Annotated in this window: 21 protein-coding genes; 12 read left to right on the top strand and 9 right to left on the bottom strand. The window is 59.5% G+C overall.

Annotated elements, in window-relative coordinates:
* Positions 1-222 precede the first annotated feature (222 nt).
* Positions 223-1,065, bottom strand: coding sequence for a pca regulon transcriptional regulator PcaR (gene pcaR, locus M0808_RS04615; protein WP_098967581.1), 843 nt, complete (start codon positions 1,063-1,065; stop codon positions 223-225).
* 653 nt (positions 1,066-1,718) lie between these two features.
* On the opposite strand from pcaR, the gene M0808_RS04610 reads away from it, so the two are divergent.
* Both M0808_RS04610 and M0808_RS04605 read left to right on the top strand, forming a co-directional pair.
* Positions 1,719-1,919, top strand: a complete 201-nt coding sequence (locus tag M0808_RS04610) for a hypothetical protein (protein WP_003222398.1) — start codon at positions 1,719-1,721, stop codon at positions 1,917-1,919.
* Positions 1,920-2,295: 376 nt separating this feature from the next.
* Positions 2,296-3,771 carry an inorganic phosphate transporter gene (locus M0808_RS04605; RefSeq protein ID WP_003222397.1) on the top strand — a complete coding sequence of 492 codons (1,476 nt, stop codon included), beginning with the start codon at positions 2,296-2,298 and terminating at the stop codon, positions 3,769-3,771.
* A 1,046-nt stretch (positions 3,772-4,817) separates the two neighbouring features.
* On the opposite strand, the gene ccoM is transcribed toward M0808_RS04605, so the two are convergent.
* The 3 genes from ccoM to M0808_RS04595 form a co-directional block, all read right to left on the bottom strand.
* Positions 4,818-4,931 carry a cytochrome c oxidase subunit CcoM gene (gene ccoM, locus M0808_RS28455; protein WP_003222396.1) on the bottom strand — a complete coding sequence of 38 codons (114 nt, stop codon included), beginning with the start codon at positions 4,929-4,931 and terminating at the stop codon, positions 4,818-4,820.
* Positions 4,932-5,079: 148 nt separating this feature from the next.
* Positions 5,080-5,331 (bottom strand): hypothetical protein, encoded by a 252-nt coding sequence (locus M0808_RS04600; RefSeq protein ID WP_247840299.1) that lies wholly within the window; start codon positions 5,329-5,331, stop codon positions 5,080-5,082.
* 22 nt (positions 5,332-5,353) lie between these two features.
* Entirely contained in the window at positions 5,354-5,695 is a 342-nt protein-coding gene (locus tag M0808_RS04595) for a hypothetical protein (protein WP_003222394.1), read from the bottom strand.
* 252 nt (positions 5,696-5,947) lie between these two features.
* Here M0808_RS04595 and rapA point away from each other — a divergent pair, with 252 nt between their 5' ends.
* A complete protein-coding gene (gene rapA, locus M0808_RS04590) occupies positions 5,948-8,794 on the top strand; it encodes an RNA polymerase-associated protein RapA (protein WP_150370417.1) in 2,847 nt (948 codons plus the stop codon).
* 162 nt (positions 8,795-8,956) lie between these two features.
* On the opposite strand, the gene M0808_RS04585 is transcribed toward rapA, so the two are convergent.
* A complete protein-coding gene (locus tag M0808_RS04585) occupies positions 8,957-10,306 on the bottom strand; it encodes an MFS transporter (protein WP_027614388.1) in 1,350 nt (449 codons plus the stop codon).
* 301 nt (positions 10,307-10,607) lie between these two features.
* Between M0808_RS04585 and M0808_RS04580 the strand changes: the two genes are divergently transcribed.
* Both M0808_RS04580 and M0808_RS04575 read left to right on the top strand, forming a co-directional pair.
* Positions 10,608-10,976, top strand: a complete 369-nt coding sequence (locus M0808_RS04580) for a YkgJ family cysteine cluster protein (protein ID WP_098967577.1) — start codon at positions 10,608-10,610, stop codon at positions 10,974-10,976.
* 148 nt (positions 10,977-11,124) lie between these two features.
* A complete protein-coding gene (locus tag M0808_RS04575) occupies positions 11,125-13,407 on the top strand; it encodes a bifunctional diguanylate cyclase/phosphodiesterase (RefSeq protein ID WP_247840088.1) in 2,283 nt (760 codons plus the stop codon).
* On the opposite strand, the gene M0808_RS04570 is transcribed toward M0808_RS04575, so the two are convergent.
* Entirely contained in the window at positions 13,298-14,194 is an 897-nt protein-coding gene (locus M0808_RS04570; protein ID WP_247840086.1) for an NAD(P)-dependent oxidoreductase, read from the bottom strand. The two genes, M0808_RS04575 and M0808_RS04570, sit on opposite strands and share 110 nt — an antisense overlap.
* A 195-nt stretch (positions 14,195-14,389) precedes the next feature.
* On the opposite strand from M0808_RS04570, the gene M0808_RS04565 reads away from it, so the two are divergent.
* Positions 14,390-16,588 carry a hypothetical protein gene (locus M0808_RS04565; RefSeq protein ID WP_027614384.1) on the top strand — a complete coding sequence of 733 codons (2,199 nt, stop codon included), beginning with the start codon at positions 14,390-14,392 and terminating at the stop codon, positions 16,586-16,588.
* A 295-nt stretch (positions 16,589-16,883) separates the two neighbouring features.
* Here the strand turns inward: M0808_RS04565 and M0808_RS04560 are convergent, their stop codons facing one another.
* Entirely contained in the window at positions 16,884-17,189 is a 306-nt protein-coding gene (locus tag M0808_RS04560; RefSeq protein ID WP_047292130.1) for a DUF2288 domain-containing protein, read from the bottom strand.
* Positions 17,190-17,540: 351 nt separating this feature from the next.
* Here M0808_RS04560 and M0808_RS04555 point away from each other — a divergent pair, with 351 nt between their 5' ends.
* The 5 genes from M0808_RS04555 (at position 17,541) to M0808_RS04535 (ending at position 22,541) form a co-directional block, all read left to right on the top strand.
* On the top strand, positions 17,541-18,668 hold the full coding sequence (locus M0808_RS04555; protein ID WP_247840084.1) for a branched-chain amino acid ABC transporter substrate-binding protein: 1,128 nt from the start codon (positions 17,541-17,543) through the stop codon (positions 18,666-18,668).
* Positions 18,669-18,898: 230 nt separating this feature from the next.
* Positions 18,899-19,822: a high-affinity branched-chain amino acid ABC transporter permease LivH gene (livH, locus tag M0808_RS04550; RefSeq protein WP_027614381.1), complete on the top strand. Its 924-nt coding sequence runs from the start codon at positions 18,899-18,901 to the stop codon at positions 19,820-19,822.
* On the top strand, positions 19,819-21,075 hold the full coding sequence (locus M0808_RS04545) for a high-affinity branched-chain amino acid ABC transporter permease LivM (protein ID WP_007969481.1): 1,257 nt from the start codon (positions 19,819-19,821) through the stop codon (positions 21,073-21,075). The genes livH and M0808_RS04545 overlap by 4 nt, the downstream gene beginning before the upstream one ends.
* On the top strand, positions 21,072-21,839 hold the full coding sequence (gene livG, locus M0808_RS04540) for a high-affinity branched-chain amino acid ABC transporter ATP-binding protein LivG (protein WP_007969480.1): 768 nt from the start codon (positions 21,072-21,074) through the stop codon (positions 21,837-21,839). The genes M0808_RS04545 and livG overlap by 4 nt, the downstream gene beginning before the upstream one ends.
* Entirely contained in the window at positions 21,840-22,541 is a 702-nt protein-coding gene (locus M0808_RS04535) for an ABC transporter ATP-binding protein (protein WP_003222380.1), read from the top strand. It abuts the gene before it with no gap.
* Between the two features lie 184 nt (positions 22,542-22,725).
* Here M0808_RS04535 and M0808_RS04530 read toward each other — a convergent pair whose 3' ends face one another.
* Positions 22,726-23,964: a DUF2599 domain-containing protein gene (locus tag M0808_RS04530; RefSeq protein WP_247840083.1), complete on the bottom strand. Its 1,239-nt coding sequence runs from the start codon at positions 23,962-23,964 to the stop codon at positions 22,726-22,728.
* A gap of 30 nt (positions 23,965-23,994) precedes the next feature.
* On the bottom strand, positions 23,995-25,368 hold the full coding sequence (locus M0808_RS04525) for a DUF2599 domain-containing protein (protein WP_247840082.1): 1,374 nt from the start codon (positions 25,366-25,368) through the stop codon (positions 23,995-23,997).
* A gap of 305 nt (positions 25,369-25,673) precedes the next feature.
* Here M0808_RS04525 and M0808_RS04520 point away from each other — a divergent pair, with 305 nt between their 5' ends.
* Positions 25,674-25,982, top strand: coding sequence for a DUF2282 domain-containing protein (locus M0808_RS04520; RefSeq protein WP_007969475.1), 309 nt, complete (start codon positions 25,674-25,676; stop codon positions 25,980-25,982).
* Positions 25,983-25,996: the final 14 nt, after the last annotated feature.

Here is a 25,996-nt window from a genome sequence, read left to right as displayed (position 1 = left end):
GATCGAAATCAGGCGTTGCGGTGAATCCGGCAACAGGGAACGGAGCTGAGACAGTCGGGGAGCATGCGCATGGTGAGTTGCCTCTTGTCATTATTATGGGAGTCGACAATCCGGCAGGCTCATTCAAATCTGCGCCGGATGACGCTGCCGCGACATTAATGATCCGGGGCTTTTAGCGTCAATTCGATAAACGCAACACTGTGCGTTTATCGAACAGCTTCATCAGGCGAACAACTGCGCGCTGAGGTCGCGGCTGGCACTGAGCAGGCCCGGCAGGAAGCGTTGTTCCAGTTCGGTACGGCTGACGCGGCCGGCGTGGGTGCTGACATTAAGCGCCGCCACCACCTGGCCCGACGCATCGTAAACCGGCACGGCAATCGAACGCAGGCCTTGCTCGAGTTCCTGATCGACGATGCACCATCCCTGCTGCCGTACTTCCTGCAGGCATTCGAGCAGACTTTCGGGTGTGTGCAGCGTGCGGCTGGTCTTGGCCACCAGTTCGGCATGGTCGAGGTATTCGCGCAGCGAGGTGTCGTCCAGCGCCGCCAGCAGGATGCGGCCCATCGATGTGCAATAGGCCGGCAGACGCCCGCCCACCGACAGGTCCACCGAGATCAGCCGTTGCGTGGTCGCCGAGCGGGCGATGTACAAAATGTCGTCACCTTCGAGCGTGGCCATGTTGCAGGCTTCGTGCAGTTGCTCGCTCATGCGGTCGAGGTACGGCTGGGCCGACACCGCCAGCGGCGTCGACGACAGATACGCGTGGCCGAGGGTCAGCACTTTGGGCAACAACGAGTACGTGCGGCCATCGGTGGTGGCGTAACCCAGTTTGATCAGAGTGTGCAGGCAACGGCGCACAGCAGCGCGGGGAATTTCCGTGCGATGGCTGATCTGGGCGATGGTCAGGTGCCGCTTGCGCTCCTGAAACGCCTGCACCACTGCCAGACCACGGGCCAGCGAGGTCATGAAATCCGGATCGCCGGTCAGCGCCTGGATGCGTTTGGCCGGCGAAGCGACGATCGGCGGCGCCACGGAGCTGAAGGAGTTGCGCATTTGATCGTTCATTTCTTGTCCTTGTTTCCGGCACGAATCAATGGCTATACAAGCGGCTCGCCAGCAGATGCACAAGAGTCGAGACGCCAAGATTGGGCGATTATCGAACCGCCGACCGATTATCGCAATCCATCAGCCTCTGTCCTTCTTGGCTTCTTCATTCATTCACCTGCCTGTTCATCCAACTTCGCATGCCTCATTAGTTGATCGACTTAATGGCGCCAGAAACTGAACGCGAGTCCTTAAAAGGTTTCGGCGAATTTCAACTAGCGATAAAACTTGTCAGTAACAAAACGATCACACATCCCGAACCGTTTTTAACTTGGCAAAGATAGTCATTCCCGAATCGACCGCTATAATGCACCTCAGTGGCGCCACGTTTTCACTGGCCGAGGGTGCCGCCCGCTGACCCGATGCCTATTGCCGTCAGCCCGGCCAGCGCCTGACGCTCATTATTCATGCACCGCCAGCGCGCTTGCTGAAACAGGAAACTGATGCTGCGTCAGTTTTAATCTGGTGCCGTAGCCGCCTGCAACATGGAAGTCTTGATCGCCCTGCCGATAACGCCAATGCCTGAACCGGCATGGCCCTTTGGTGAACGTGTTCAATCGACTCGTTGCCGTGCGTTTCACCAGATATTTATCTCAACTCAAACAGGTAGCACTGTGACGAAAGACGAACTGCGCGCGGAACTTGAGCGCCAGGAACAACGTTACAAGGAAGTTTACGGCGGGGAAGTCACCACCTACGCCGCGCAACCCGAACCGGAACGCAAGGCATGGCGCAAACGCCCCACCGTTCAGGATCAGGTTTTCCAGCAAGAACTGAAAAAGATGGAAGAAGAACTCAAAACCGAAGAGCCCTGAACGGGCGATCCTGAGATTTTCGAGGGTCTGCGTCGCCACCGGCTAAAAGCACGGTGACCCGACCATGCCTTGCGCGCCCGCTATCCGCGGGCAGCGGCCCACCTCCCCCGGCCTGCACGGGAAAGGAGCGTGTCTGACTCGTTTCAGAGATATTTCACACAAGCGTTTGAGGCTCGCGCGCGCTCGATGAAATGCCTGCTGCCCGAAGGTTTTTTCAAGCTAATCAAACACTTGAAAAACCCTGCAACATGCTCGGGGATTGCACCTTGCAACAATTTAATTCGACATTGATTGCTACCGATGAGCAGGTAGGGGATCGATTTCCAGTCTTTTCTGGCATAATCGCGCCCCCTTATGACCGGGTCAGAAAACCTTCATGATCGATTTATTCAGCGGACTGGATGCTTGGGTGCTTGTGAGCCTCTTGCTCGCCCTGACGTTTGTCCTCGCCTTCGAGTTCATCAATGGATTTCATGACACCGCTAACGCGGTAGCCACTGTTATCTACACCAAAGCCATGCCGCCTCACCTGGCGGTGTTCTTCTCCGGTGTGTTCAACTTCCTCGGCGTGTTGCTGGGCGGCGTTGGCGTGGCGTATGCCATTGTTCACCTGCTGCCGGTAGAACTGCTGATCAATGTGAACACCGGCCATGGCCTGGCGATGGTGTTCTCGTTGCTCGCCGCGGCGATCACCTGGAACCTGGGCACCTGGTACTTCGGTATCCCGGCCTCCAGTTCCCACACCCTGATCGGCTCGATCCTCGGCGTCGGCCTGGCCAATGCCCTGATCAACAACATCCCGTTGGCCGACGGCGTGAACTGGCAGAAAGCGATCGACATTGGCGCCTCGCTGGTGTTCTCGCCAATGGCCGGTTTCCTGATCGCCGCGCTGATCCTGATCGGCCTGAAGTGGTGGCGTCCGCTGTCGAAGATGCACAAGACCCCGGAACAGCGCCGCAAGATCGACGACAAAAAGCACCCGCCGTTCTGGAACCGCCTGGTCCTGGTAATCTCGGCCATGGCCGTGAGCTTCGTGCACGGTTCCAACGATGGTCAGAAAGGCATCGGCCTGATCATGCTGGTATTGATCGGTATCGTGCCTGCGCAGTTCGTCCTCGACCTGAGCAGCACCACCTACCAGATCGAGCGCACCCGCGACGCGACCCTGCACCTGAGCCAGTTCTACAAGCGCAATGCCGATTCCCTGGGCGAATTCCTGGCCCTGGGCAAAAGTGTTGAAGGCGATCTGCCGGAGAAATTCCGCTGCAACCCGCAGCAGACCGAACCGACCATCAACGCCCTGCTTGGCACCCTTAAAGGTGTAGCGGACTACCATTCGCTGTCCTCGGAAAGCCGCATCGAAGTCCGTCGCTACTTGCTGTGCCTGGACGACACCGCGAAGAAAGTCGGCAAGCTGCCAGGCCTCGAAGCGCGTGAGAAGGCTGACCTGGACAAACTGCGCAAAGACCTGACCACCACTACTGAATACGCCCCGTTCTGGGTGATTCTGGCGGTGGCCCTGGCCCTGGGCCTGGGTACCATGGTCGGCTGGAAACGCGTGGTACTGACCATCGGCGAGAAGATCGGCAAGCAAGGCATGACCTATTCCCAAGGCATGTCGGCGCAGATCACTACCGCCAGTTTGATCGGTATGGCCAACATCTTCAGCCTGCCAGTGTCCACCACTCACGTTCTGTCCTCGGGCGTGGCCGGTACCATGGTCGCCAACAAGAGCGGCCTGCAGGGTGGGACTGTTCGCACTATCCTGCTGGCGTGGGTTCTGACCTTGCCGGCGACTGTGGCGCTGTCGGCTGGGTTGTTCTGGTTGGCGTCCAAAGCGTTGGGTAGCTGATAGACCGCAGCACATGAGAAAGGCGCGATTCTTGAGGATCGCGCCTTTTTTTTTGGGTTTGGTTTTGTGAGCATATCCGTTGCTGCGGGTGCTGCCGCTGGCGGTTTCGCTCTTACAGCGAGTCACCTTTTCCAAACGCCGAAAAGGTAACCCAAAAGGCTTTGCCCCGGCGTACGGCACTTCGCTGAGGCTCAGTGTTCCCTCGCTACGGTGTCCATCAGGGGGCATCGCCTCCGGTTTGCTTCGCTGCACCTCCTCTCGATGTATGCGGCTTCGCCGCATGGCGCTGCGCGCCTAACCCCCTGATGGACACCTTCGCTCGGCCTGCCGAAGGGGCTGAAGATCAAAAGCCACATCAAGAGCCAGAGCAAGAGCAAGAGCAAGAGCCAAAGCCAAAGCCAAAGCCAAAGCCAAAGCAGATCAAAAGATCGCAGCCTTCGGCAGCTCCTACTTGAGATTGGGTATTTTCAGTTGGAGATTGGTTGGCTGACAGGACGCCTTCGCGAGCAAGCCCGCTCCCACAGTTGGAGTGGGTGTATTCAGTTGGAGATCGGTCGGCTCGTAGGCCGCCATCGCCAGCAGGCTGGCTCCTACAAAAAAGCAAAAGCCGAGCGCACGCTTTTCCACCACTCAACACGATGAGCGTTAGCTCGAGTAAAGCTTTTGATCTGAGGGCCCGTCGGCAGGCTGAGTGGAGGGATTTATCCGGGGGTGGGAGCGCAGCGACCGTTTGGCGCAGCCAAACACAGCGAGAGGAGGTGCAGCGAAGCAAACCGTAGGCGCTGCCCCCCGGATGAATCCCGCAGCGAAGGAACCCGAGCCTAGGCGAGGGCCGAACGTCAGGGTAAAGCCTTTTGGGTTACCTTTTCGGCGTTTGGAAAAGGTGACCCGCCGTAAGGGCGGAACCCTAAGCCGCCGTTACCACAGCAACGGATATTCACAAAGCACACCCAAAGTCTGGTCGGCCCAAAGGCCGCCAAGACACAAAAAAAAGGGCAACCGAAGTCGCCCAAAATGCCTTGCGTGCTCATCAAACCCGGAAAGACCTACTTCTTGCGCTTATTCGCATCCTTCCAGATAAAAAATCCAAACCCTGCAAAAAACAGAACCATGAGCCCCACGGTCAGAACCCCGGCAAACACCACGTTATCGAAAAACATGACTGTGGCCTCCTGGCCCCTGCTTTGCTGCGATGGAGCTAAGTTAACCAATCGCGCAGGCGCAGAAATTGACCAGGATCAAGTCCGGACAACACAGAAGGCAAAGGCGGGAAAATAACTGACCTGCATCAAAGGATGCAGGGGAAGATCAACGCTTTTTCGGTTTCTTTTTCGGCTTTTTCTGAGCTTTTCCCAACGGCATGGCTTGCTCAAAGGCCTTGCGCACTTCGTTCAGCCGCTTTTCGTTGAGATCATGCACACGCTTGGCGCGCTCGGTGCCGAGGTCGATCAGTTTTTCATCTTGGCTCATGGCGTTCAGCGCATCACTTGAAGAAAACACAACTGCCGCATCAGAGGCAGGACTGCGCCAATCATGCAGCCTGACGCCAGCGCTCGACAACAATTGATGTAAATAAGCAGACTCAGATCTCGATATCGACCCACAAGCCCTGACGCGGCTGATCTTCCATCAGCGGCACCACCGGCACGGTGTTGTCGGCATTCAGCTCGGTGCCCGGCACGGCCAGATGTTCTTCCGGGTCTTCGTCGGCTTCGCGGCGGCGACGATCACGTTCCTGTTGGCGACGCTGTTCTTCGCGCGCCAGCAGTCGATCCTCTTCAGGGTCGCGTTTTTGCAGGTCGATCGTGCTTTCGTTGGAGCTTTCCTGCACCGGCACCACCGGAGGAATGTCCGGCCGCTGGCGAATCGGATCCTGCTGGGAAGTGATCGGCACAGCGCTCAGGGGGAGCATCGGTGGCAGCATATAAAGGGTCTCCTGTCAGCAGGCTATCGGCTGCGGCAAAGGCGCCTTGAGCCACTGGTCGCAAACTTGTGACCGGGTTGGCACTGTAGGAGCTGCCGAAGGCTGCGATCTTTTCATGGGACAACGTAGAACTCAGGTGTTTCCGTAGATCAAAAGATCGAAGCCTGCGGCAGCTTCTGCCCAGTAATCTTTGGCCCTGAAGCCTGCATTCCGTTAAGATAGCCCGCTTTTTCAAGGTGGGAGTCAGGCAGCATGGCGCAGCAGTATCAACCGGGGCAACGCTGGATCAGTGACAGCGAAGCAGAGCTTGGTTTAGGCACCGTTCTGGCACAGGACGGCCGCTTGTTGACCGTGCTTTACCCGGCCACTGGCGAAACCCGCCAGTACGCGCTACGGAATGCGCCCCTCACCCGCGTACGGTTCTCGCCGGGTGACACCATTACTCACTTCGAAGGCTGGAAGATGACCGTGCGCGAAGTCGACGACGTCGACGGGCTGATGGTCTATCACGGCCTCAACGGGCAGAACGAAGCCGTCACCCTGCCGGAAACCCAGCTGTCGAACTTCATTCAGTTCCGTCTGGCCAGCGACCGTCTGTTCGCCGGGCAGATCGACCCGCTGTCGTGGTTCTCCCTGCGCTACAACACCCTGGAACACACCAGCCGCCAGTTGCAGTCCTCGCTCTGGGGCCTGGGCGGCGTGCGTGCGCAACCGATCGCGCACCAGTTGCACATCGCCCGTGAAGTCGCCGACCGTATCGCGCCGCGGGTTCTGCTGGCGGACGAAGTGGGTCTGGGGAAAACCATCGAAGCCGGTCTGGTGATCCATCGCCAACTGCTCTCGGGCCGCGCCAACCGAGTGCTGATCCTGGTGCCGGAAAACCTGCAGCACCAGTGGCTGGTGGAAATGCGCCGCCGCTTCAACCTGCAGGTCGCGCTGTTCGACGAAGAACGCTTCATCGAAAGCGATGCCACCAACCCGTTCGAAGACACCCAGCTGGCATTGGTTGCCCTGGAGTGGCTGGTCGAAGACGAGAAGGCGCAGGACGCCTTGTTCGCCGCCGGCTGGGATCTGATGGTGGTCGACGAAGCCCACCACCTGGTGTGGCACGAAGACAAGGCCAGCCCCGAGTACTCGCTGGTCGAACAATTGGCTGAAGTGATTCCCGGCGTGCTGCTGCTCACCGCGACCCCGGAACAACTCGGTCAGGACAGCCACTTCGCCCGTCTGCGCCTGCTCGACCCGAACCGTTTCCATGACCTGGCCGCGTTCCGCGCCGAGAGCGAGAACTATCGCCCGGTGGCCGAAGCCGTTCAGGAACTGCTCGACAAAGGGCGCCTGTCGCCGGAAGCGCACAAGACCATCCACGGTTTCCTCGGCAACGAAGGCGAAGCCCTGCTGACTGCGGTCAACGATGGCGATAGCGAAGCCAGCGCGCGTCTGGTGCGCGAGTTGCTCGACCGCCACGGCACCGGCCGCGTGCTGTTCCGTAATACCCGCGCCGCGGTGCAGGGTTTCCCCGAGCGCAAACTGCATCCGTACCCGCTGCCATGCCCGGACGAATACCTCGAACTGCCGCTGGGCGATCACGCCGAGCTGTACCCGGAAGTCAGCTTCCAGGCCCAGCCGGACGCCAGCGAAGAAGAGCGCTGGTGGAAATTCGACCCGCGTGTCGAGTGGCTGATCGATCAGCTGAAAATGCTCAAGCGCACCAAAGTGCTGGTGATCTGCGCCCACGCCGAAACCGCGATGGACCTGGAAGACGCCCTGCGCGTGCGTTCCGGCATCCCGGCCACGGTGTTCCATGAAGGCATGAACATCCTTGAGCGTGACCGCGCAGCCGCCTACTTTGCCGACGAAGAGTTCGGCGCGCAAGTGCTGATCTGCTCGGAAATCGGCAGTGAAGGTCGCAACTTCCAGTTCGCCCATCACTTGGTGCTGTTCGATCTGCCGTCGCACCCGGACCTGCTTGAGCAGCGTATCGGTCGTCTCGACCGGATCGGCCAGAAGCACATCATCGAACTGCACGTGCCGTACCTGGAAACCAGCCCGCAAGAGCGCCTGTTCCAGTGGTACCACGAAGCCCTGAACGCGTTCCTCAACACCTGCCCGACCGGCAACGCCTTGCAGCATCAGTTCGGCCCGCGCCTGCTGCCGCTGCTTGAAGAAGCCGACGACGGTGAGTGGCAAGCGCTGATCGACGAAGCGCGCACCGAGCGTGAGCGTCTGGAAGCCGAGCTGCACACCGGCCGCGACCGTCTGCTGGAGCTGAACTCCGGCGGTTCGGGCGAAGGCGATCAGTTGGTCGAGGACATCCTTGAGCAAGACGATCAGTTCGCCCTGCCGATCTATATGGAAACCCTGTTCGACGCGTTCGGCATCGACAGCGAAGACCATTCGGAAAACGCCCTGATCCTCAAGCCGAGCGAGAAGATGCTCGACGCCAGCTTCCCGCTGGGCGACGACGAAGGCGTGACCATCACCTACGACCGCAACCAGGCGCTGTCGCGCGAAGACATGCAGTTCATCACCTGGGAACACCCGATGGTGCAGGGCGGCATGGACCTGGTGCTGTCCGGCTCGATGGGCAACACCGCCGTCGCCCTGATCAAGAACAAGGCGCTGAAACCGGGTACGGTGTTGCTGGAACTGCTCTACGTCAGCGAAGTGGTTGCACCGCGTTCGCTGCAACTGGGCCGCTACCTGCCACCGGCCGCCCTGCGCTGCCTGCTCGACGCCAACGGCAACGATCTGTCGGCCCGCGTCTCGTTCGAAACCTTGAACGATCAACTGGAAAGCGTGCCACGCGCCAGCGCCAACAAGTTCATCCAGGCCCAACGCGATCAGCTGACGCCACGGATCAACGCCGGTGAAGACAAGATCACCCCGCGTCACGCCGAGCGCGTGGCCGAGGCCCGTCGTCGTCTGGCGGCGGACACCGACGAAGAACTGGCGCGCCTGACCGCGTTGCAAGCGGTCAACCCGACTGTACGCGACAGCGAACTGGATGCGTTGCGCAAGCAGCGTGAACTGGGTCTGGCGATGCTGGATAAAGCGGCATTGCGTCTGGAAGCGATCCGGGTGTTGGTGGCGGGTTAAGTCCCCTGCTCTGCCGCTATAAATGAAGAGGCCTGCAGCGATGCGGGCCTTTTTGTTTGTCTGGTATTTATCGGCTGATGCTGATGGACCCTTCGCGAGCAAGCCCGCTCCCACAATTTGGAATGCGTTCCCATGTGGGAGCGGGCTTGCTCGCGAAGGCGGTTATGCAGTCGCTACAGAAACATCAGGCTCAACCACCGCAACCAACCCCTCCTTCATCCGCTGCGCATCGCGCACAAAACACCGCGCCGCCAGAAACAGAAACACCATGGTGAAGAACAGCGCCACCGGAATCAGGTACATCGCGTCATGCAGCCCCACAGCCTTGAACGCTTCAGTCATCTGCTCGGCCCCCGCCGAGAGCATCGCCGATTTGGCGAAATGGTCGGACAACGCCCCCACCACCACTGGCCCCAAGCCGCCGCCGAGCAGGTACAGCCCGGCAAAGAACAGCGCCATCGCCGTGGCCCGCAGGCGCGGTTCGACCACGTCCTGAATCGCCGTGTACACGCAGGTGTAGAAGTTATAGGCAAACAGCCAGCCGACGCTGAACACCGCGACGAACACGCCGATCTCGACCCGTCCGGCGTGCAGCGCCCACGCGGTGCACAGGGTCGAGATGATCAGGCTGAAGCCGGCAAACAGCAGCCGGCCGTTGGCGACTCGTTGATGAATCTTGTCAGCGATCCAGCCGCCGAGGGTCAGACCGATCAACCCGGTGACACCGACGATCACGCCGGTCGCCACCGCCGCCTCCTGCAACGGCATCAGGAAGTAGCGCTGCAGCATCGGCACCAGAAACGAGTTGCAGGCATAGGTGGCGAAGTTGAAACACAAACCGGCCATCACCAGCCACAGGAATGTCGGCACCGCCAGCACCCGGCGGATAGGCTTGTCGACTCTCTCTTGGGACACCTGCACGGTTTCCGCCGCGCCGCGTTTGGGTTCCTTGATGAAGAACATGAACACCGCGAGGATCAGCCCCGGCACCGCCGCGATAAAGAACGGCGCGCGCCAGCTGTCGAAGGCCTTGACCATCGCGCCGATGGTGAAGAATGCCAGCAACAGGCCCAACGGCAGACCGAGCATGAAAATACCCATGGCCCGCGCCCGACGGTGCGCCGGGAACAGGTCACCGATCAACGAGTTGGCGGCCGGCGCGTAACTGGCCTCGCCAATGCCGATGCCCATGCGCACCAGCAGAAAACTCCAGAAACTGCCGACCAGACCGTTGACCGCCGTCAGCGCGCTCCAGGTCGCGAGGCCCCAGCCCATCAGTTTGCTGCGCGAACCGGTATCGGCCATGCGCCCCAGCGGCAGGCCGGCGATCGCATAAACCAGGGTGAACGCGGTGCCGACGATTCCCAGTTGAAAATCGCTGAGGTGCCATTCCATGCGGATCGGCTCGATGATGATCGCCGGAATGGTGCGGTCGAAGAAATTGAACAGGTTGGCAAGGAATAACAGGAACAGAATGCGCCAGGCATTCGCCGCTTGGGTCGAGTTCTGCATGGGTCCGTCTCTTTATTGTTATGTGGGCTTCACTGCCGACGCATCCGAGCCCGGAACCTGCAATCTAGACAGGCCTGCCGGGGCTGTCTGTGATCATTCGTCAAGCTGATAACGAGGCATGGCACTGTAAAGAAACGTAAGCCCTTGATAAGTCAGCAATCCCCCATAAACCTGGGGTTTTGCGGCAAAACCCGGCTACAAAAAAATACTTTCGCGCCCCCCTTCCCAAGTTCATGGCGAAGCCTAGAATAGCCGCCGGATCCGTCCGGATTCGCCGATCAACCCCTTTGATACCCTCCCCATGTCCGAAGTCAGTCCGTGTCTGAATTGCGGTGCCTGCTGTTCCCATTTTCGCGTGTCTTTTTTCTGGGGTGAATGCGCCTCCTCCGGCGGTACAGTGCCCGATGAACTGGTGACGCAGATCAGTCCCAGTCGGGTAGCGATGAACGGCACCGACTGCAAATCGCCGCGGTGTACGGCGTTGATCGGTGAAGTGGGCAGTAACGTGCAGTGCTCGATTTACGAGCAACGCTCCAGTCCCTGCCGCGAATTCGATGCTTCCTGGGAATACGGCGAACAGAATGTCGATTGCGACAAGGCGCGCGCCCGCTTCGGCTTGCCGCCGCTCGAACCGGAATGGAATCAGATCCCTTACGACCAAAGCGCCTGATGGTTTAGCGCCAATCGCTATAAGGCTCATGCCGAAATGGTTGGCGCCAATGTGCCACTACCGCTTGCATGGCAAAAACCGCCTCTATACTCCTCTCATTCGCCTGCGTTGCTGACGCAGCAGGGACGACTTCACAGACGGGGATGCTATGGAGTGGCTTGGTTTGCAGTTTGTTACCGAGCTGCCGCAGAGCGGGCAGGTCATTCTCGATTGCACACACAATCCCTTGCTGGTGCTGGTGGCCTATCTGGTCGCCTGCGCCGCGAGTTTTGCCACCCTCGACATGGCCGAGCGGGTTGGCCACGCCGAAGATCCGGGTTCGCAACGGGTCTGGCGCTGGATCGGCGCCACCTGCCTGGCTGGCGGCATTTGGGCCATGCACTTCATCGCCATGCTGGCATTCCAGGCGCCGCTGGAAATCCATTACGAACTGGCCACCACTCTGTTTTCCCTGGTGATCGCCCTGCTCGCCTCATGGCTGGCGATGCACACCCTGAGCGTGCCTCAACCCTCGCTGATGCAATACCTGAAAACCGCCATCGTTATTGGCCTGGGCATCGCCGGCATGCATTACGTCGGCATGGCGGCGATGCACTCGGTGGCCACTGCGTATTACCAGCCGCTGCTGTTCTGCCTGTCGATCGTGATTGCCATCGGCGCCATCTTCGCCGCGCTGTGGGTCGCCGGTTATCTGCGTGAAGGCAGCGGCCGTTTTCATCAGTTGCTCAAATACGCCGCCGCAGTGATCCTCGGCGCCGGCATCATCAGCATGCACTTCACCGGCATGGCCGCGTTGCATCTGGTGGTGCCCGAGGGCGCAGTGCCGCCCCTGAGTGGCGAAACCAATTACCTGCAACTGGGCCTGACCGTCGCATTGATCATCCTGCTGATTCTCGGCAGCGCGATCAGCGCGGCACTCGCCGACAAGAAACTGCAGAACAAGGAGCAGGATCTGCGCCGGGTCAACGCCCTGCTCGGCCAGCTCGATCAGGCGCGGATGTCATTGCAGCAAGTGGCCAATTACGACGCGCTGACCAACCTGATCAACCGCCGCGGTTTCAACCAGCTTTTCGCCGAGAAACTCAACCAGAAAACCAGCGAGGGCGGCATGCTCGCGGTGATGTTTCTCGACATCGACCACTTCAAGCGAATCAACGACAGCCTCGGCCATGACGCCGGCGACGCCCTGCTCAAAGTCATCGCCAATCACATCAAAGGCTCGGTGCGCAGCCATGAAGACGTGGTCGCCCGCTTCGGCGGTGACGAGTTCTGCATCCTGATCAGCCTGCGTGAACGTGAGGAAGCGCGCAACATGGCGCAACGGATCATGCTGAAAATGAAGGAGCCGATCGAACTGGCCGGCCGCCGTATGGTGATGACCACCAGCATCGGCATCAGCCTGTTCCCGGACGACGGCACCACCTGCGAAGAACTGCTCAAGCACGCGGATCTGGCGCTGTATCAATCCAAGGGCGCCGGGCGTAACGGCCTGCATTTTTTCAGTGCCAACATGAAGACCCGCGCCAGCCTCGAACTGCAACTGGAAGAAGAACTGCGCCAGGCCCTGCGCGAAGAAAACGGGCTGACGCTGTATTACCAACCGATCTTCGAACTGAAAACCGGTCGAGTGACCAAACTCGAAGCGCTGATTCGCTGGCAGCATCCGGTGCATGGCTTGCTGGCCCCGGATCGCTTCATCGCGATTGCCGAAACCAATGGCCTGATCGCCGAACTGGATAACTGGGTGTTGCGCCGGGCCTGCACTGACCTTGGCGAACTGACGCGGCATGGCTGCAACGACCTGAAAATCGCCTGGAACTGCTCGCCGCTCAACCTTGCCCGGGAAGAGCTGGCCGATGAGATCGAAAGCGCACTGCGCAGCGCTGGCGTTGCGCCGGAACGGCTGGAACTGGAAGTCACCGAAAACGCGCTGATGGGCAACATCGCCAACACCCTGGTGCTGCTGCGGCAGATCCGCGCCCTCGGGGTGTCGCTGTCGATCGACGACTTCGGCACTGGCTATTCATCGCTGGCCTACCTCAAGCGCCTGCCGCTCAATACGCTGAAAATCGACCGCTCGTTCATCCTCGACATTCCCACGGCGACCGCCGACATGGAGATCGTCCAGGCGATCATCGTCATGGCCCACACCCTGCATTTGCAGGTGGTGACCGAAGGCGTGGAGAGCCTGGAACAGTACGAATTCCTCGAGCGCTCAGGCTGCGATTTCATTCAGGGCTACCTGCTCAGCCGCCCGGTGCCGCTGGACGAATTACGCCCGGTGCTGGAAGAAATCAATCAGCGCAAACACTCGCACGCGGTCAATCCGTTGAGTCTGGCGCGCGGTACATTTGTACCAGTGTCGCTGGATCCTTCTGCAAAAAGCCCTGCGCCCCATGCAGGCGCATCAATTGTGCGGCCAATCCGCTGATCGGCGTGGCCGAGCCTTGTTCGCGGGAGAATTTCACTGCGGTATCGAGGTCCTTGAGCAGCGTGCGCACGTGCCATTTCACCGGTTCAAAACGGCTCTCGGCCATTTGCGGGGCGAGGATCTGCAACGGTTTGGAATCGGCAAAACCACCGGCCAGCGCTTCGGCAATCAGGCTCGCATCGACTCCGGCCTGTTCGGCCAGCGCCACTACTTCGGCGATCACCAGCGCATTACAGGCGACGATCATCTGGTTGCAAGCCTTGGTGACCTGCCCGGCGCCGATGCCACCCATGTGCGTGACCCGTTGACCAAGGTTGAGCAGCACCGGGCGCACCCGCTCCAGATTCGCCACCGCGCCGCCGACCATGATCGCCAGACTGCCGGCCTCGGCACCCACCACGCCGCCGGACACCGGTGAGTCGAGCCAGCTCATCCCGGTCTTGTCGGCCAACTCGGTTGCCATCTCGCGGGTAGCGGTCGGTTCGAGGCTGGAAAAGTCCACCAGCAACTGGCCGCTTTTCGCACCTTCAGCGACACCCCCGGCGCCAAACACCACCTCGCGCACCACCGCCGTGTCAGCCAGACAGAGCATCACCACGTCCGCGTGTTCGCACAGTTCAGCGGGGCTTGCCACCTGCCGGGCGCCGGCTTCGACCAGTGGCGCGCACTTGGCCGGGTTGCGATTCCACACGGTCAACGGGTAGCCGGCAGCCAGCAAACGGCGGCACATCGGCAGGCCCATCAGGCCGATTCCGGCAAAACCCAACGAAGGGAGCGTTGACATCATTTCGCCTCTTTTTGATTAAAGATCACTGAATAATGGCCGATTCATGAGCGATCAGGAAAGGATTCCCCCGTGCGACGATCAGGCCAAGCCCCTGACGCCCGGGCCAAATTCGCGCAATAAAAGACGCGAGATCTTATTCCGTGAGGCTCGCTGACACTGGTCAGCGGACCAACCAGTCCAGGTATATGGCGCACAATGACTTCTAAAAACAATCCCGCCACCGCGGTATCCGATCTGACCCTGAGCCCTGCCGCAAACAGCCCGTCATCATCGAAGCCATTGCCTCCCTCGCGCCCGCTGGGCACTCAGCAATATCTGTACTACACCGAAACCAACACCGACCGCATCCTCGACAACCTCGATGGCCTGCGTGATCTGGTGTTCCCGCGTCCACCGCACCTGGAAGGCGACAACGAACAGCACAACGATCAGGAGTTTCCGTCGGTGTGCCTGATCGGCCTCGGTCGCTGCGGCTCGAACATCGCACTCGACGTCGCGGAGCTGGTGTACAACGCGCGCAAGTTCTACCTCAACGAATTCAACAACGAAGACCGCGCTGCTGACCGCCGTCTGGCCGACAAGGGCTACAGCCCGGCGCAGTGGATCAAAAACAACCTGCGGATCGGCACCAACAAGTCGAGCAAACCGGTGTTCCTCGTCGAACCGCTGGTGATGCTCGGCGACCTCGACAAGGACATCGCCGGGCGCATCCGCTTCTCGCGCAAGGGCGAGAAAAGCGGCTTCCTGCGCGATTACAGCAAAATGAAGATCATGGACTTGTCCGAAGTCCACGCCGGTGGCGCCGGTAACGCGCCGATCCTCGGCCAGTATCTGGCGAAGATCATCCTCAACAAGGACACCCAGCGCTTCTCCAGCCCTGACTGGAAAATGATCCACTCGTACCTGATCGACAGCTGCGGCATCAAAGCCAACCAGTCGCGCCTGTACTTCTCGATCTTCAGTGCCGGCGGCGGTACCGGTTCGGGCATGGCTTCGGAATTCGGTCTGGCCCAGCAGCACTCGTACATGAACAAGACGTTCGACACCAAGCCGATGGACGAACACGACGGCAAGAGCGGGCATTCGTTCGTGTTCGAGCCGATCTTCACCAGCGGCATCTGCGTGCTGCCGAACATTTCCGATCACCGCAGTGAAATGTCCGAGGCGCTGCACATCAACGCCGGACGCCTGCTGTGCAAATACCTGTCGGAGGAATGGGATTTCTCCTACAACTTCGCCAATGAAGACAGCAGCGAAGCCAGCGTCATGGGCCGTATCCGCCCATGGAACGCGATGATGCTGATCTCCAACGACATCATGCGTTACGCCGAAGAGAGCGATGACGGCAACATCCAGAACATTGATGTCAATGCGATGGAGAAGCACGCCAACCAGTACATCTCGCAGCAGATCTTCAACATTCTGACGGCGCAGGCGGTGACCACCGACTACGACCAGAACTACTTCCGCCGCGCCGGCATCGACATCGGCGAAACCATTCGCCTGGATGCCAACGACCTGTTCATGAGTCTGGCCGGCCCGGTGGCGATTGCCTACGCCGAATCGGTGGTGCCGGAAACCCCGCCGCCGAGCAGCGACAAGTTCAAGGTCTTCGACAAAGAGCCACAGCGTCTGAACATCGACGACCTGTTCTTCCGTTCGATCGACCTGCCGCACTTCAACAAGGTCACCCAGGCCATCGAAGGCATCAGCCTGCTGCCGATCGAATCCAAGCGCTATCGCGCCTCGCTCGAGCAGTACAAGAATTCCGGCTACGACGCCGCGGCGCTGCACGACCTGCACTTCTTCAAGAACTGCTCGTCGGTGGTGTCGATCGTCTCGTTGCCCAAAGACTACAAGCTGTCGTACATGGACCTGAACCGGTTGAAGACCCACCTCAACAGCCTGTTCCCCAACACCACGCTCAAGCGTTATGCGCTGGTGATCGGTGCCTCGGCCAACCTGTCGCTGACCACCCTGATCGCCAAGAGCCCGTGCCTGTCGGACGACTTCCTGACCCTGATCGTGGCGTTCATCAAGCGCTGCTTTGCCAAGACTCCGTACCGTTTTGACGAGACTTTGGACAACTCGATCCTCGACTTCATCATTAATGAAGAGTTCGACGAAGACCGCATCGACGATCTGCTCAACGAGTTCGAGAACCCGGCGAAGATCCTCGACACCAACTGGTACGCGATCAAGCCGATGTACGAGAAGAAGTACCGCGAGCTGATCAACGACAAGGACAAGTTCGTCTCGATCAACGACATTCGCCTGTCGCGCGATTGCGTGAAGAAGTCGATCAAGTACCTGCGCGAGATCTACCGTCACCGAATCGGCAAGACCAAGGTTATTTCCCTGAATAACCATACCGGGAAGACTTACTCGGTCTGATCCCAGACCGAGTCGCCCCATTCGCGAGCAAGCTCGCTCCCACAGGGAAATGCATTCTCATGTGGGAGCGAGCTTGCTCGCGAAGAGGCCCTCAAATTCCCTGATAACTTTCAGTCGTTCCAATATCCAGAAACAATTAAGCAGCCCTCCGGCTGCTCAATAAACTGTTCCCGTTACGTTTACGTCACCGTGAGGCCACCCACGCTTGTGGCCTTTCTCTACGGCAACGTGCCATCACGCTACTCGGCTACACACTTTTCGCTGATGGTCTCACGCACTACAAAGGTGCGGGAGTTCAAGCGACCGCCCTTTCCTGGATCAGAATCCACGGACTCACCACCACCGCCCACAGCGCTGGATCACGCTCGAAAATATCCAGCGCCCGCGTTTCAGACAGCTTGGCGACCTTGTCTTCGGCCAGCCAGGCGGCGACTTTCTCGCCATCATCCGACGCCACGGCCTCGGCAGCGGCGATCAAATCCAGGGCCGGGTCGACCCACAATAGGGCACCCTTGGCGAAGAACGGCTCCAGCTCTTTCCAGGTAATAGATGCGGTTTCACCAAGCAGCTTGGCATAGAGGGTGCTAGGTTCTTGATTCATGGGACTGTCCGGAAAAGAAATCGACGCGAATGATAACGTCGGTGGTCCGGCAGAAAAACCCGGTTGCAAATGGCTTCACCGAACGAAAAGAGCAGGAACGCCAAGGAATGCTGGTGTTTGGGATATATGCCCGCGAAAGCCCCGCCGCAATTCTGTCTTTTTCATTCAAAAATGCGACACCCCCAAGTTTTGCCCCTCGGCGCCTGCTTCCCAGGCCAACAACCGGCGCTCTACACTGTACCGGTACAGTTGCCGGGGGCATTTCCGGAGGGTATCGCAAAGATATCTGACCCGGTTCTGCAGCTACGGCGCCAGAACTCAAAAAAATTACAACAGTAAGAGTGGAGCACTATGACTAAGGCTACTAAGCAGATTTCCAAACTGTTTGCCGCTATGGTTCTGGCCGGGGTTGCCAGCCATTCGTTCGCCGCTGACACCATCAAGATCGGTATCGCCGGCCCTAAAACCGGTCCTGTAGCCCAATACGGCGACATGCAGTTCAGTGGCGCGAAAATGGCCATCGAGCAGATCAACGCCAAGGGCGGCGTCGCCGGCAAGAAACTCGAAGCCGTTGAATACGATGACGCGTGCGATCCGAAACAAGCGGTAGCGGTCGCGAACAAGGTCGTCAACGACGGCGTCAAGTTCGTGGTCGGTCACCTGTGCTCCAGCTCCACTCAGCCTGCTTCGGACATCTACGAAGACGAAGGCGTCGTGATGATCACCCCGGCTGCCACCAGCCCGGACATCACCGCCCGTGGTTACAAAATGGTCTTCCGCACCATCGGTCTGGACAGCGCCCAGGGCCCTGCCGCCGGTAACTACATCGCCGACCACGTGAAGCCGAAAATCGTTGCCGTCCTGCACGACAAGCAGCAATACGGTGAAGGCATCGCTACCGCAGTCAAGGCGACTCTGGAGAAGAAAGGCGTGAAAGTCGCCGTGTTCGAAGGCGTCAACGCCGGCGACAAGGACTTCTCCTCGATGATCGCCAAGCTCAAGCAAGCTAACGTCGACTTCGTCTACTACGGCGGCTACCACCCGGAGCTGGGTCTGATCCTGCGTCAATCCCAGGAAAAAGGCCTGAAAGCCAAGTTCATGGGTCCGGAAGGCGTGGGTAACGACTCCATTTCGCAGATCGCCAAAGAGTCCTCCGAAGGCCTGCTGGTGACCCTGCCGAAATCCTTCGACCAGGATCCGGCCAACGTTGCCCTGGCTGATGCCTTCAAGGCGAAGAAAGAAGATCCGAGCGGCCCGTTCGTGTTCCCTTCCTACTCGGCGGTTGAAGTGATTGCCGGCGGTATCACCGCAGCCAAATCCGAAGACCCTGCCAAAGTGGCCGAAGCCATCCACGCCGGCACCTTCAAGACCCCTACCGGCGACCTGAGCTTCGACGCCAAGGGCGACCTGAAGGACTTCAAATTTGTGGTTTACGAGTGGCACTTCGGCAAACCGAAAACTGAAGTTTCGCCTCAGTAAGGCGCGCCCTGACTGACTGCCAATAAAGCCCACGGCGTGCCGTGGGCTTTGTTTTACGAATGTATGGGCCGCGCTGGCGTGATCCGCCAGTCTCCCCACCTGAAAATCTCAAAACCGTCATCAGCGGTTCGCTGGCAAAACCCGGATTCGAAGTGGATAAAGATCCACGGGGCCGGGCGGGAAAATGACTCCACCAGTGAAATGCGTATCAGGTTTTTAGGAGCGTTGTAATGCCTGACATCTATCACTTCTTCCAACAGCTGGTTAATGGCCTGACCATTGGCAGCACGTATGCCCTGATCGCCATCGGCTATACGATGGTTTACGGCATCATTGGAATGATCAACTTCGCCCACGGCGAGGTGTACATGATCGGTTCCTACGTGGCGTTCATCGCCATCGCCGGGCTGGCCATGATGGGAATCGACAACGTCCCGCTGTTGATGACCGCCGCGTTCATCGCGAGCATCGTCGTCACCAGTTCCTACGGTTACAGCATCGAACGGATCGCCTACCGCCCCCTGCGCGGCAGCAACCGTCTGATCCCGCTGATTTCCGCGATCGGTATGTCGATCTTCCTGCAGAACACGGTTCTGCTCGCGCAAGACTCCAAGGACAAATCCATCCCCAACCTGATCCCCGGCAACTTCTCCATCGGGCCAGGTGGTGCACATGAAGTGCTGATTTCCTACATGCAAATCGTGGTGTTCGTGGTGACCCTGGTCGCCATGCTCGGCCTCACGCTGTTCATCTCCCGCTCTCGCCTGGGTCGCGCCTGCCGTGCCTGCGCCGAAGACATCAAGATGGCCAACCTGCTGGGCATCAACACCAACAACATCATCGCCCTGACCTTCGTCATCGGTGCTGCGCTGGCAGCCGTTGCGGCTGTGCTGCTGAGCATGCAGTACGGCGTGATCAACCCGAACGCCGGTTTCCTCGTCGGCCTCAAGGCCTTCACCGCTGCGGTACTGGGCGGGATCGGCAGCATCCCCGGCGCCATGCTCGGCGGGCTGGTGCTTGGGGTGGCGGAAGCCTTTGGCGCCGATATCTTCGGCGACCAGTACAAGGACGTCGTGGCTTTCGGCTTGTTGGTTCTGGTGCTGTTGTTCCGTCCGACCGGCATTCTGGGCCGTCCGGAGGTTGAGAAAGTATGACTAGGAATCTTAAACAGGCACTGTTCAGTGCCTTGCTGGTGTGGGCCGTGGCCTACCCGGTACTCGGTCTGAAACTGACCATCGTCGGCATCAACCTCGAAGTGCACGGCACCAGCCCGGCCATTCTGGCGACCATCGCCGTGTGCTCGGTGCTGATGTTCCTGCGCGTGCTGTTCAACCAGCAGATCAGCAAGGCGTGGAAATCCTCGCCGGGCCTGCCGTTGATCCCGGCCAAGGCCAGCAACTTCCTGACCCTGCCGACCACGCAACGCTACATCATCATTGCGCTGATCCTCGGTGCACTGGTGTGGCCGTTCTTCGGCTCCCGCGGAGCGGTGGACATCGCCACGCTGATCCTGATCTACGTGATGCTCGGCCTCGGTCTGAACATCGTCGTCGGTCTGGCCGGTCTGCTCGACCTCGGTTACGTCGGTTTCTATGCCGTCGGCGCCTACAGCTACGCGCTGCTGTCGCACTACTACGGCCTGAGCTTCTGGATCTGCCTGCCGATTGCCGGTCTGATGGCGGCGACGTTCGGCTTCCTGCTGGGCTTCCCGGTGTTGCGTCTGCGCGGTGACTATCTGGCGATCGTGACCCTCGGTTTCGGCGAAATCATTCGTCTGTTCCTGCGTAACCTGACCGATATCACCGGTGGTCCGAACGGCATCAGCAACATCGAGAAACCGACGTTCTTCGGCCTGACCTTCGAACGTAAAGCGGCGGAAGGCATGCAAACCTTCCACGAGTATTTCGGCCTCGAATACAACTCGATCAACAAGGTGATCTTCCTCTACCTGGTTGCCCTGTTGCTGGCGCTGGCAGCGCTGTTCATCATCAACCGCCTGCTGCGCATGCCGATCGGCCGTGCGTGGGAAGCGCTGCGTGAAGATGAAATCGCCTGCCGTGCACTGGGTCTGAATCCGACGATCATCAAGCTGTCGGCGTTCACCTTGGGTGCGAGCTTCGCCGGTTTCGCCGGTAGCTTCTTCGCTGCCCGTCAGGGTCTGGTGACGCCGGAGTCGTTCACCTTCATCGAGTCGGCGATCATCCTCGCCATCGTCGTGCTGGGTGGCATGGGCTCGCAGCTGGGCGTGATTCTCGCGGCCGTGGTGATGATCCTGTTGCCGGAAATGATGCGTGAGTTCAGCGAATACCGGATGTTGATGTTCGGTGCGCTGATGGTGTTGATGATGATCTGGCGTCCACAAGGTCTGCTGCCGATGCAACGCCCACACATGGAGTTGCGAAAATGAGCCGCGAGATCCTGAAGGTTGAAAATCTGAGCATGCGCTTCGGCGGCTTGCTGGCGGTCAATGGCGTGGCCCTGACCGTCAAGGAAAAACAAGTGGTGGCGCTGATCGGGCCGAACGGCGCGGGCAAGACCACCGTGTTCAACTGCCTGACCGGTTTCTACCAGCCATCGGGCGGCAGCATCCTGCTGGACGGCGAGCCGATCCAGGGCCTGCCGGGGCACAAGATTGCCCTCAAGGGCGTGGTGCGCACCTTCCAGAACGTGCGGTTGTTCAAGGACATGACGGCGGTCGAGAACCTGTTGATCGCCCAGCACCGTCACCTGAACACCAACTTCCTGTCCGGCCTGTTCAAGACCCCGGCGTTCCGCAAGAGCGAACGCGAGGCCATGGAATACGCCGAATACTGGCTGGAAAAGGTCAACCTGAAAGAGTTCGCCAACCGTACCGCCGGCACCCTGGCCTACGGTCAGCAACGGCGCCTGGAAATCGCCCGCTGCATGATGACCCGCCCACGGATCCTCATGCTCGACGAACCGGCCGCCGGTCTGAACCCGAAGGAAACCGAAGACCTCAAGGCGCTGATCAGCGTGCTGCGTGAAGAGCACAACGTCACCGTGCTGCTGATCGAACACGACATGAAACTGGTCATGAGCATTTCCGACCACATCGTCGTGATCAACCAGGGCACACCTCTGGCTGACGGTACGCCGGAACAGATCCGCGACAATCCTGAAGTGATCAAAGCCTACTTGGGGGAAGCGTAAATGCTGCAGTTCGAAAACGTTTCCACCTTCTACGGCAAGATCCAGGCCCTGCACAGCGTCAACGTCGAAGTCCGTCAGGGCGAGATCGTGACGCTGATCGGCGCCAACGGTGCCGGCAAGTCCACGTTGCTGATGACGCTCTGCGGTTCGCCGCAGGCGCACAGCGGCAGCATCCGTTACATGGGTGAGGAACTGGTCGGCCAGGACTCTTCGCAGATCATGCGCAAGAGCATCGCGGTGGTGCCGGAAGGTCGTCGGGTATTCGCCCGGCTGACCGTCGAAGAGAACCTGTCGATGGGCGGCTTCTTCACCGACAAGGGCGACTATCAGGAGCAGATGGACAAGGTCCTCGGCCTGTTCCCGCGCCTGAAAGAACGCTTCAACCAGCGCGGCGGCACCATGTCCGGCGGCGAACAGCAGATGCTTGCCATCGGCCGGGCGCTGATGAGCAAGCCAAAACTGCTGCTGCTCGACGAGCCGTCGCTGGGCCTGGCACCGATCATCATCCAGCAGATCTTCGACATCATCGAACAGCTGCGCAAGGACGGTGTAACGGTGTTCCTGGTCGAGCAGAACGCCAACCAGGCGCTGAAAATCGCTGACCGTGCGTACGTTCTGGAGAACGGCCGCGTGGTCATGCAAGGCACCGGTGAAGCGCTGCTGACCGACCCGAAAGTGCGCGAGGCGTACCTCGGCGGTTGATCCTTTTCGCTGAACAGAAAAACGGCCTTCGGGCCGTTTTTTTTGTGCCTGGCAGATAGATTGAATCCAACACAGATCCCCTGTGGGAGCGGGCTTGCTCGCGAAAGCGCTGTGTCATCCGACATCAATGGTGTCTGACACTACGCCTTCGCGAGCAAGCCCGCTCCCACACAATCAAAAGCCGTCAGTAGGGGTTGCAGTACTGCGCCACCGCCTTCGCCTGATCGACATAAGGCCGTGCCGGCTCAAGGTTCCACTCAGGCTTGTTCCTCACAGGCTTGCCGTCGTAGACCGCCGCCAGATGGCAGACCATCTGCCGCCGCAACGACCCGCCATTGACGCTGTATTCTCGCCACTGCGGATCGTCTTTGTGCTTGTTGTACAGCTCGGCAAACATCCGGTCGGTCTGGTCGTCCTTGATCGCCCGACCACATGCAGTCGGTACGACCGAGAGCGACCAGGTCTTCGGCCCCAGTTTCGGATCGGGACGCTGTACCCAGGTGCTGGACTCGATGTACTTGTCGCAGAATTTCGGTTCTGTCGGCGTCGAGGTCTGGATGCACGAGAAAGAGGCCTTGGCCACCGGCGTTCTCGGGAAGTCGATCTTGATGATGTTGCGATCCTTGCCGGTCTTGGCCTTGTAATCCTTTTGATTGGCCAAGGCATCATTCAAGCCGCGCTGATCGCTGTAGAAAAACGCCAGAATCGGCAGTTCATCGGTTTTCGGATTGCCCAGGCGCAGCTCGGTCTGAGTCTGAAACTCACGGCTGTTGATGACTTTGCGCGCGCCCATGAAGTTGCGAAAGGCGTCAACTCGCTCCTTGCTGCTCATCGGATTGCGCATGTTGAAGCCGCACTGCAACTGATCCTGCTGACGATTGTTGTTGTATTGGGTGAAGTGCGCCACCCAGGTATTCGGACTCGTGATAGGTGGCTTCATGGCCTGGCAGACTGCCTCGGTCGGGGCGGTGTTCTTGTTGTCGCCACAGCCACGATCGTTGCGAAAGTCGGTCCAGGCATCGTTGGGAAACGCGCAATAGACATGCACCGGCGTCTCGGGGTCTTTCACCAGATCCCGGGGCGTAATCAGGTAGCCGTTCTGCGTGCTCATGCCAGGGTCTTCATAACTGATGCCGTCGGCGCGCATGAACGAGGCGGCAAATGTGCCCAGCTCCACGGCTTTCGGGCTGGGGTTCCAGACGTCCCACTTTTGCCCCTTGGCCGGATCGGCCCGGTGCGTGCCGCGCACCAGCAGCCCTGAGCAGTCCGACGCGGGGTCCTGACCGCAACTGTCGACGGTATTGTTGTAGAGTTTTTCAACCTTCCTCAGCGTTTCGTCGCATGACTCGGCATTGGCCCATGCCGCATGCACCAACAGCGGCAACACGAGCAACGGGGCGATCCTGTTCAGACGTTTCTTCATGGCTTGCATCTCCTTGATTAGCCAACACACTCAACGCGGGACCGGGTTGCAACCCGCGGCGCGAGTCTCGCTGTTCGACAACGCCGGCCTGAACGGTTCCAGATTCCATGGCGTCTTGTTGCGGTAATTGACCATCACGCAGCGCAGTTGCTGACGCATGCTGCCAGCGGACTTTTCGTTGTCGCGCCAGTTGCTGTCCGGCCCCTTAAGGGCGAACAACTGATCGTACAGAGCGCCGACCTGCTCACCGGGCAAGGCGCGCCCCGCCGCGGTGGGCACGATGCTCAGGCTCCATTCATCCTTGCGGGTGCCGGGGTCGTAACGTTTGATCCAGTCGGCGGAGGCAATGTATTGCGGCACCGGGGCCCCACCCACCACCATTTCGGCGATCGCCTGATCGGCAGCGACATAGCTGAAACGCTGTTCGGCTGGCTTGGTGAAGTCCAGACGCAGGATCGGCACGCTGTAGCCCTGGGCCTGGAGTTTTTTCTGGAAATTGCGCGCGCTGTTCAGACCGTTCTCCGGTTTCGGCGGCGCCTGATCACCGCGGGTCGCAAAATTCTGCGTGCTGTTGACGTTGTAGATGAAGGCATCGATGTACTTCATGTTTTCACTGCCATCGTTGCTCGCGGTGGCGTTCTTCAACATGAACTCGTTGACCTGGGCACTGAAGGCAAAAGGATCCTTGTTGGTGGTGTTCGGCCGCGACTCGTGCACGCGGATCATCGCGTGCCAGTCGCTGGGTTTTTCCGCGTTCCACGAACATTGGCCGTACTGGATCGGCCCCTTCATCAGCCCGGTGTATTTCTGCGTCCACTGCTCGGCAGTGGTGACACCGGCCTCGGCGCAGGTGCCGTATGCCAGCGCGGCATTGCGATTGTTCAGCGTGCCTTGCGCCGCGCGAGGCGGTTCGCGGCTGTCGAAGAAACCGCAGCCATACCACTTGCGCTCCGGCCCGGTGCCGCCATCGAACGCATAGATGCAGGTAAAGCCCTGCTCTTTGACCGGCAGCTTCAATGCCGCGGCATCGGTGGGCGTGCGCAGGATGAAACCGGCTGGGTGAATCAGAATGCGCGTGCTCAGATCCCTGCGGATCCACGAGTAGGACGTCGCGCCGATCTTGATCGCATAGGGGCTGTAATCCCACGGATTGAATGGCCCGTCATTGACCATGCGCAAGGTCACGCCGCTGCAGTAATACAACCCGCGCGCAGCACCGGTATCGGGTTCCTGGCAAGCGTCCTTGAGGGTGTTGTAGTTGCTGTTGATGCGCTTGAGCGTGTCCAGCGGATCAACCTGCGTCTGGGCGCAAGCCGTGCCGAACAGCAGGGGCAGCGTGCAGGCGAGCGTAAAAGATGAAGTCGTGCGCAATAGCGCAGCGCGGGCTGAGCGATCCTTCGTCATGAGATACCGTCCTGGTAAATCGGCCTGTCAGAGTTGGCCGTTGAAATGACTATAGAACAGGCGAGAGTGAACACAATCCAGTGTGGGAGCGGGCTTGCTCGCGAAGGCGTAGTGTCAGACGCCATTGATGTTTGATGACACACCGCCTTCGCGAGCAAGCCCGCTCACACAGTGGATTGCAGTGTTCGAAAATCTTTTCGAAAAAACTTTGCACTGCGCTGTAACGCATCGCCATGAGCGTTCTCTAGTGGGGTAAGCAAGCGCACTTCGCTTGTAAAACCCAAGCTCAAATCTGGAGAAACATCATGACTGCTACCACTCGCACCCTGTCCGCCGCTGCACTGGTTCTGGCTCTTGGTTCCGCCCTGAGCATGACTGCCGTTTCCAGCGCCAATGCCGCCGACAACAGCAACATGGAAAAATGCTTCGGTGTGGCCATGAAGGGTCACAACGATTGCGCCGCGGGCGCGGGCACTACCTGTGCCGGCACAGCGAAGATGGACTACCAGGCCAATTCGTGGAAGTTCGTGCCGAAAGGCACCTGCACCACCACCGAGAGCAAGACCTCGCCGACCGGTTTCGGTCAGATGGAAGCCTTCAAAGCCAAGTCCTGATCCATTGCCTGCCC

The sequence above is a fragment of the Pseudomonas sp. MWU12-3103b genome (genome assembly GCF_023100615.1).
GTDB classification, from domain to species: Bacteria; Pseudomonadota; Gammaproteobacteria; order Pseudomonadales; family Pseudomonadaceae; genus Aquipseudomonas; species Aquipseudomonas putida_A.
The sequence above is the reverse complement of the archived record's forward strand: the minus strand, read 5'-3'. Positions and strand labels throughout refer to the sequence as shown.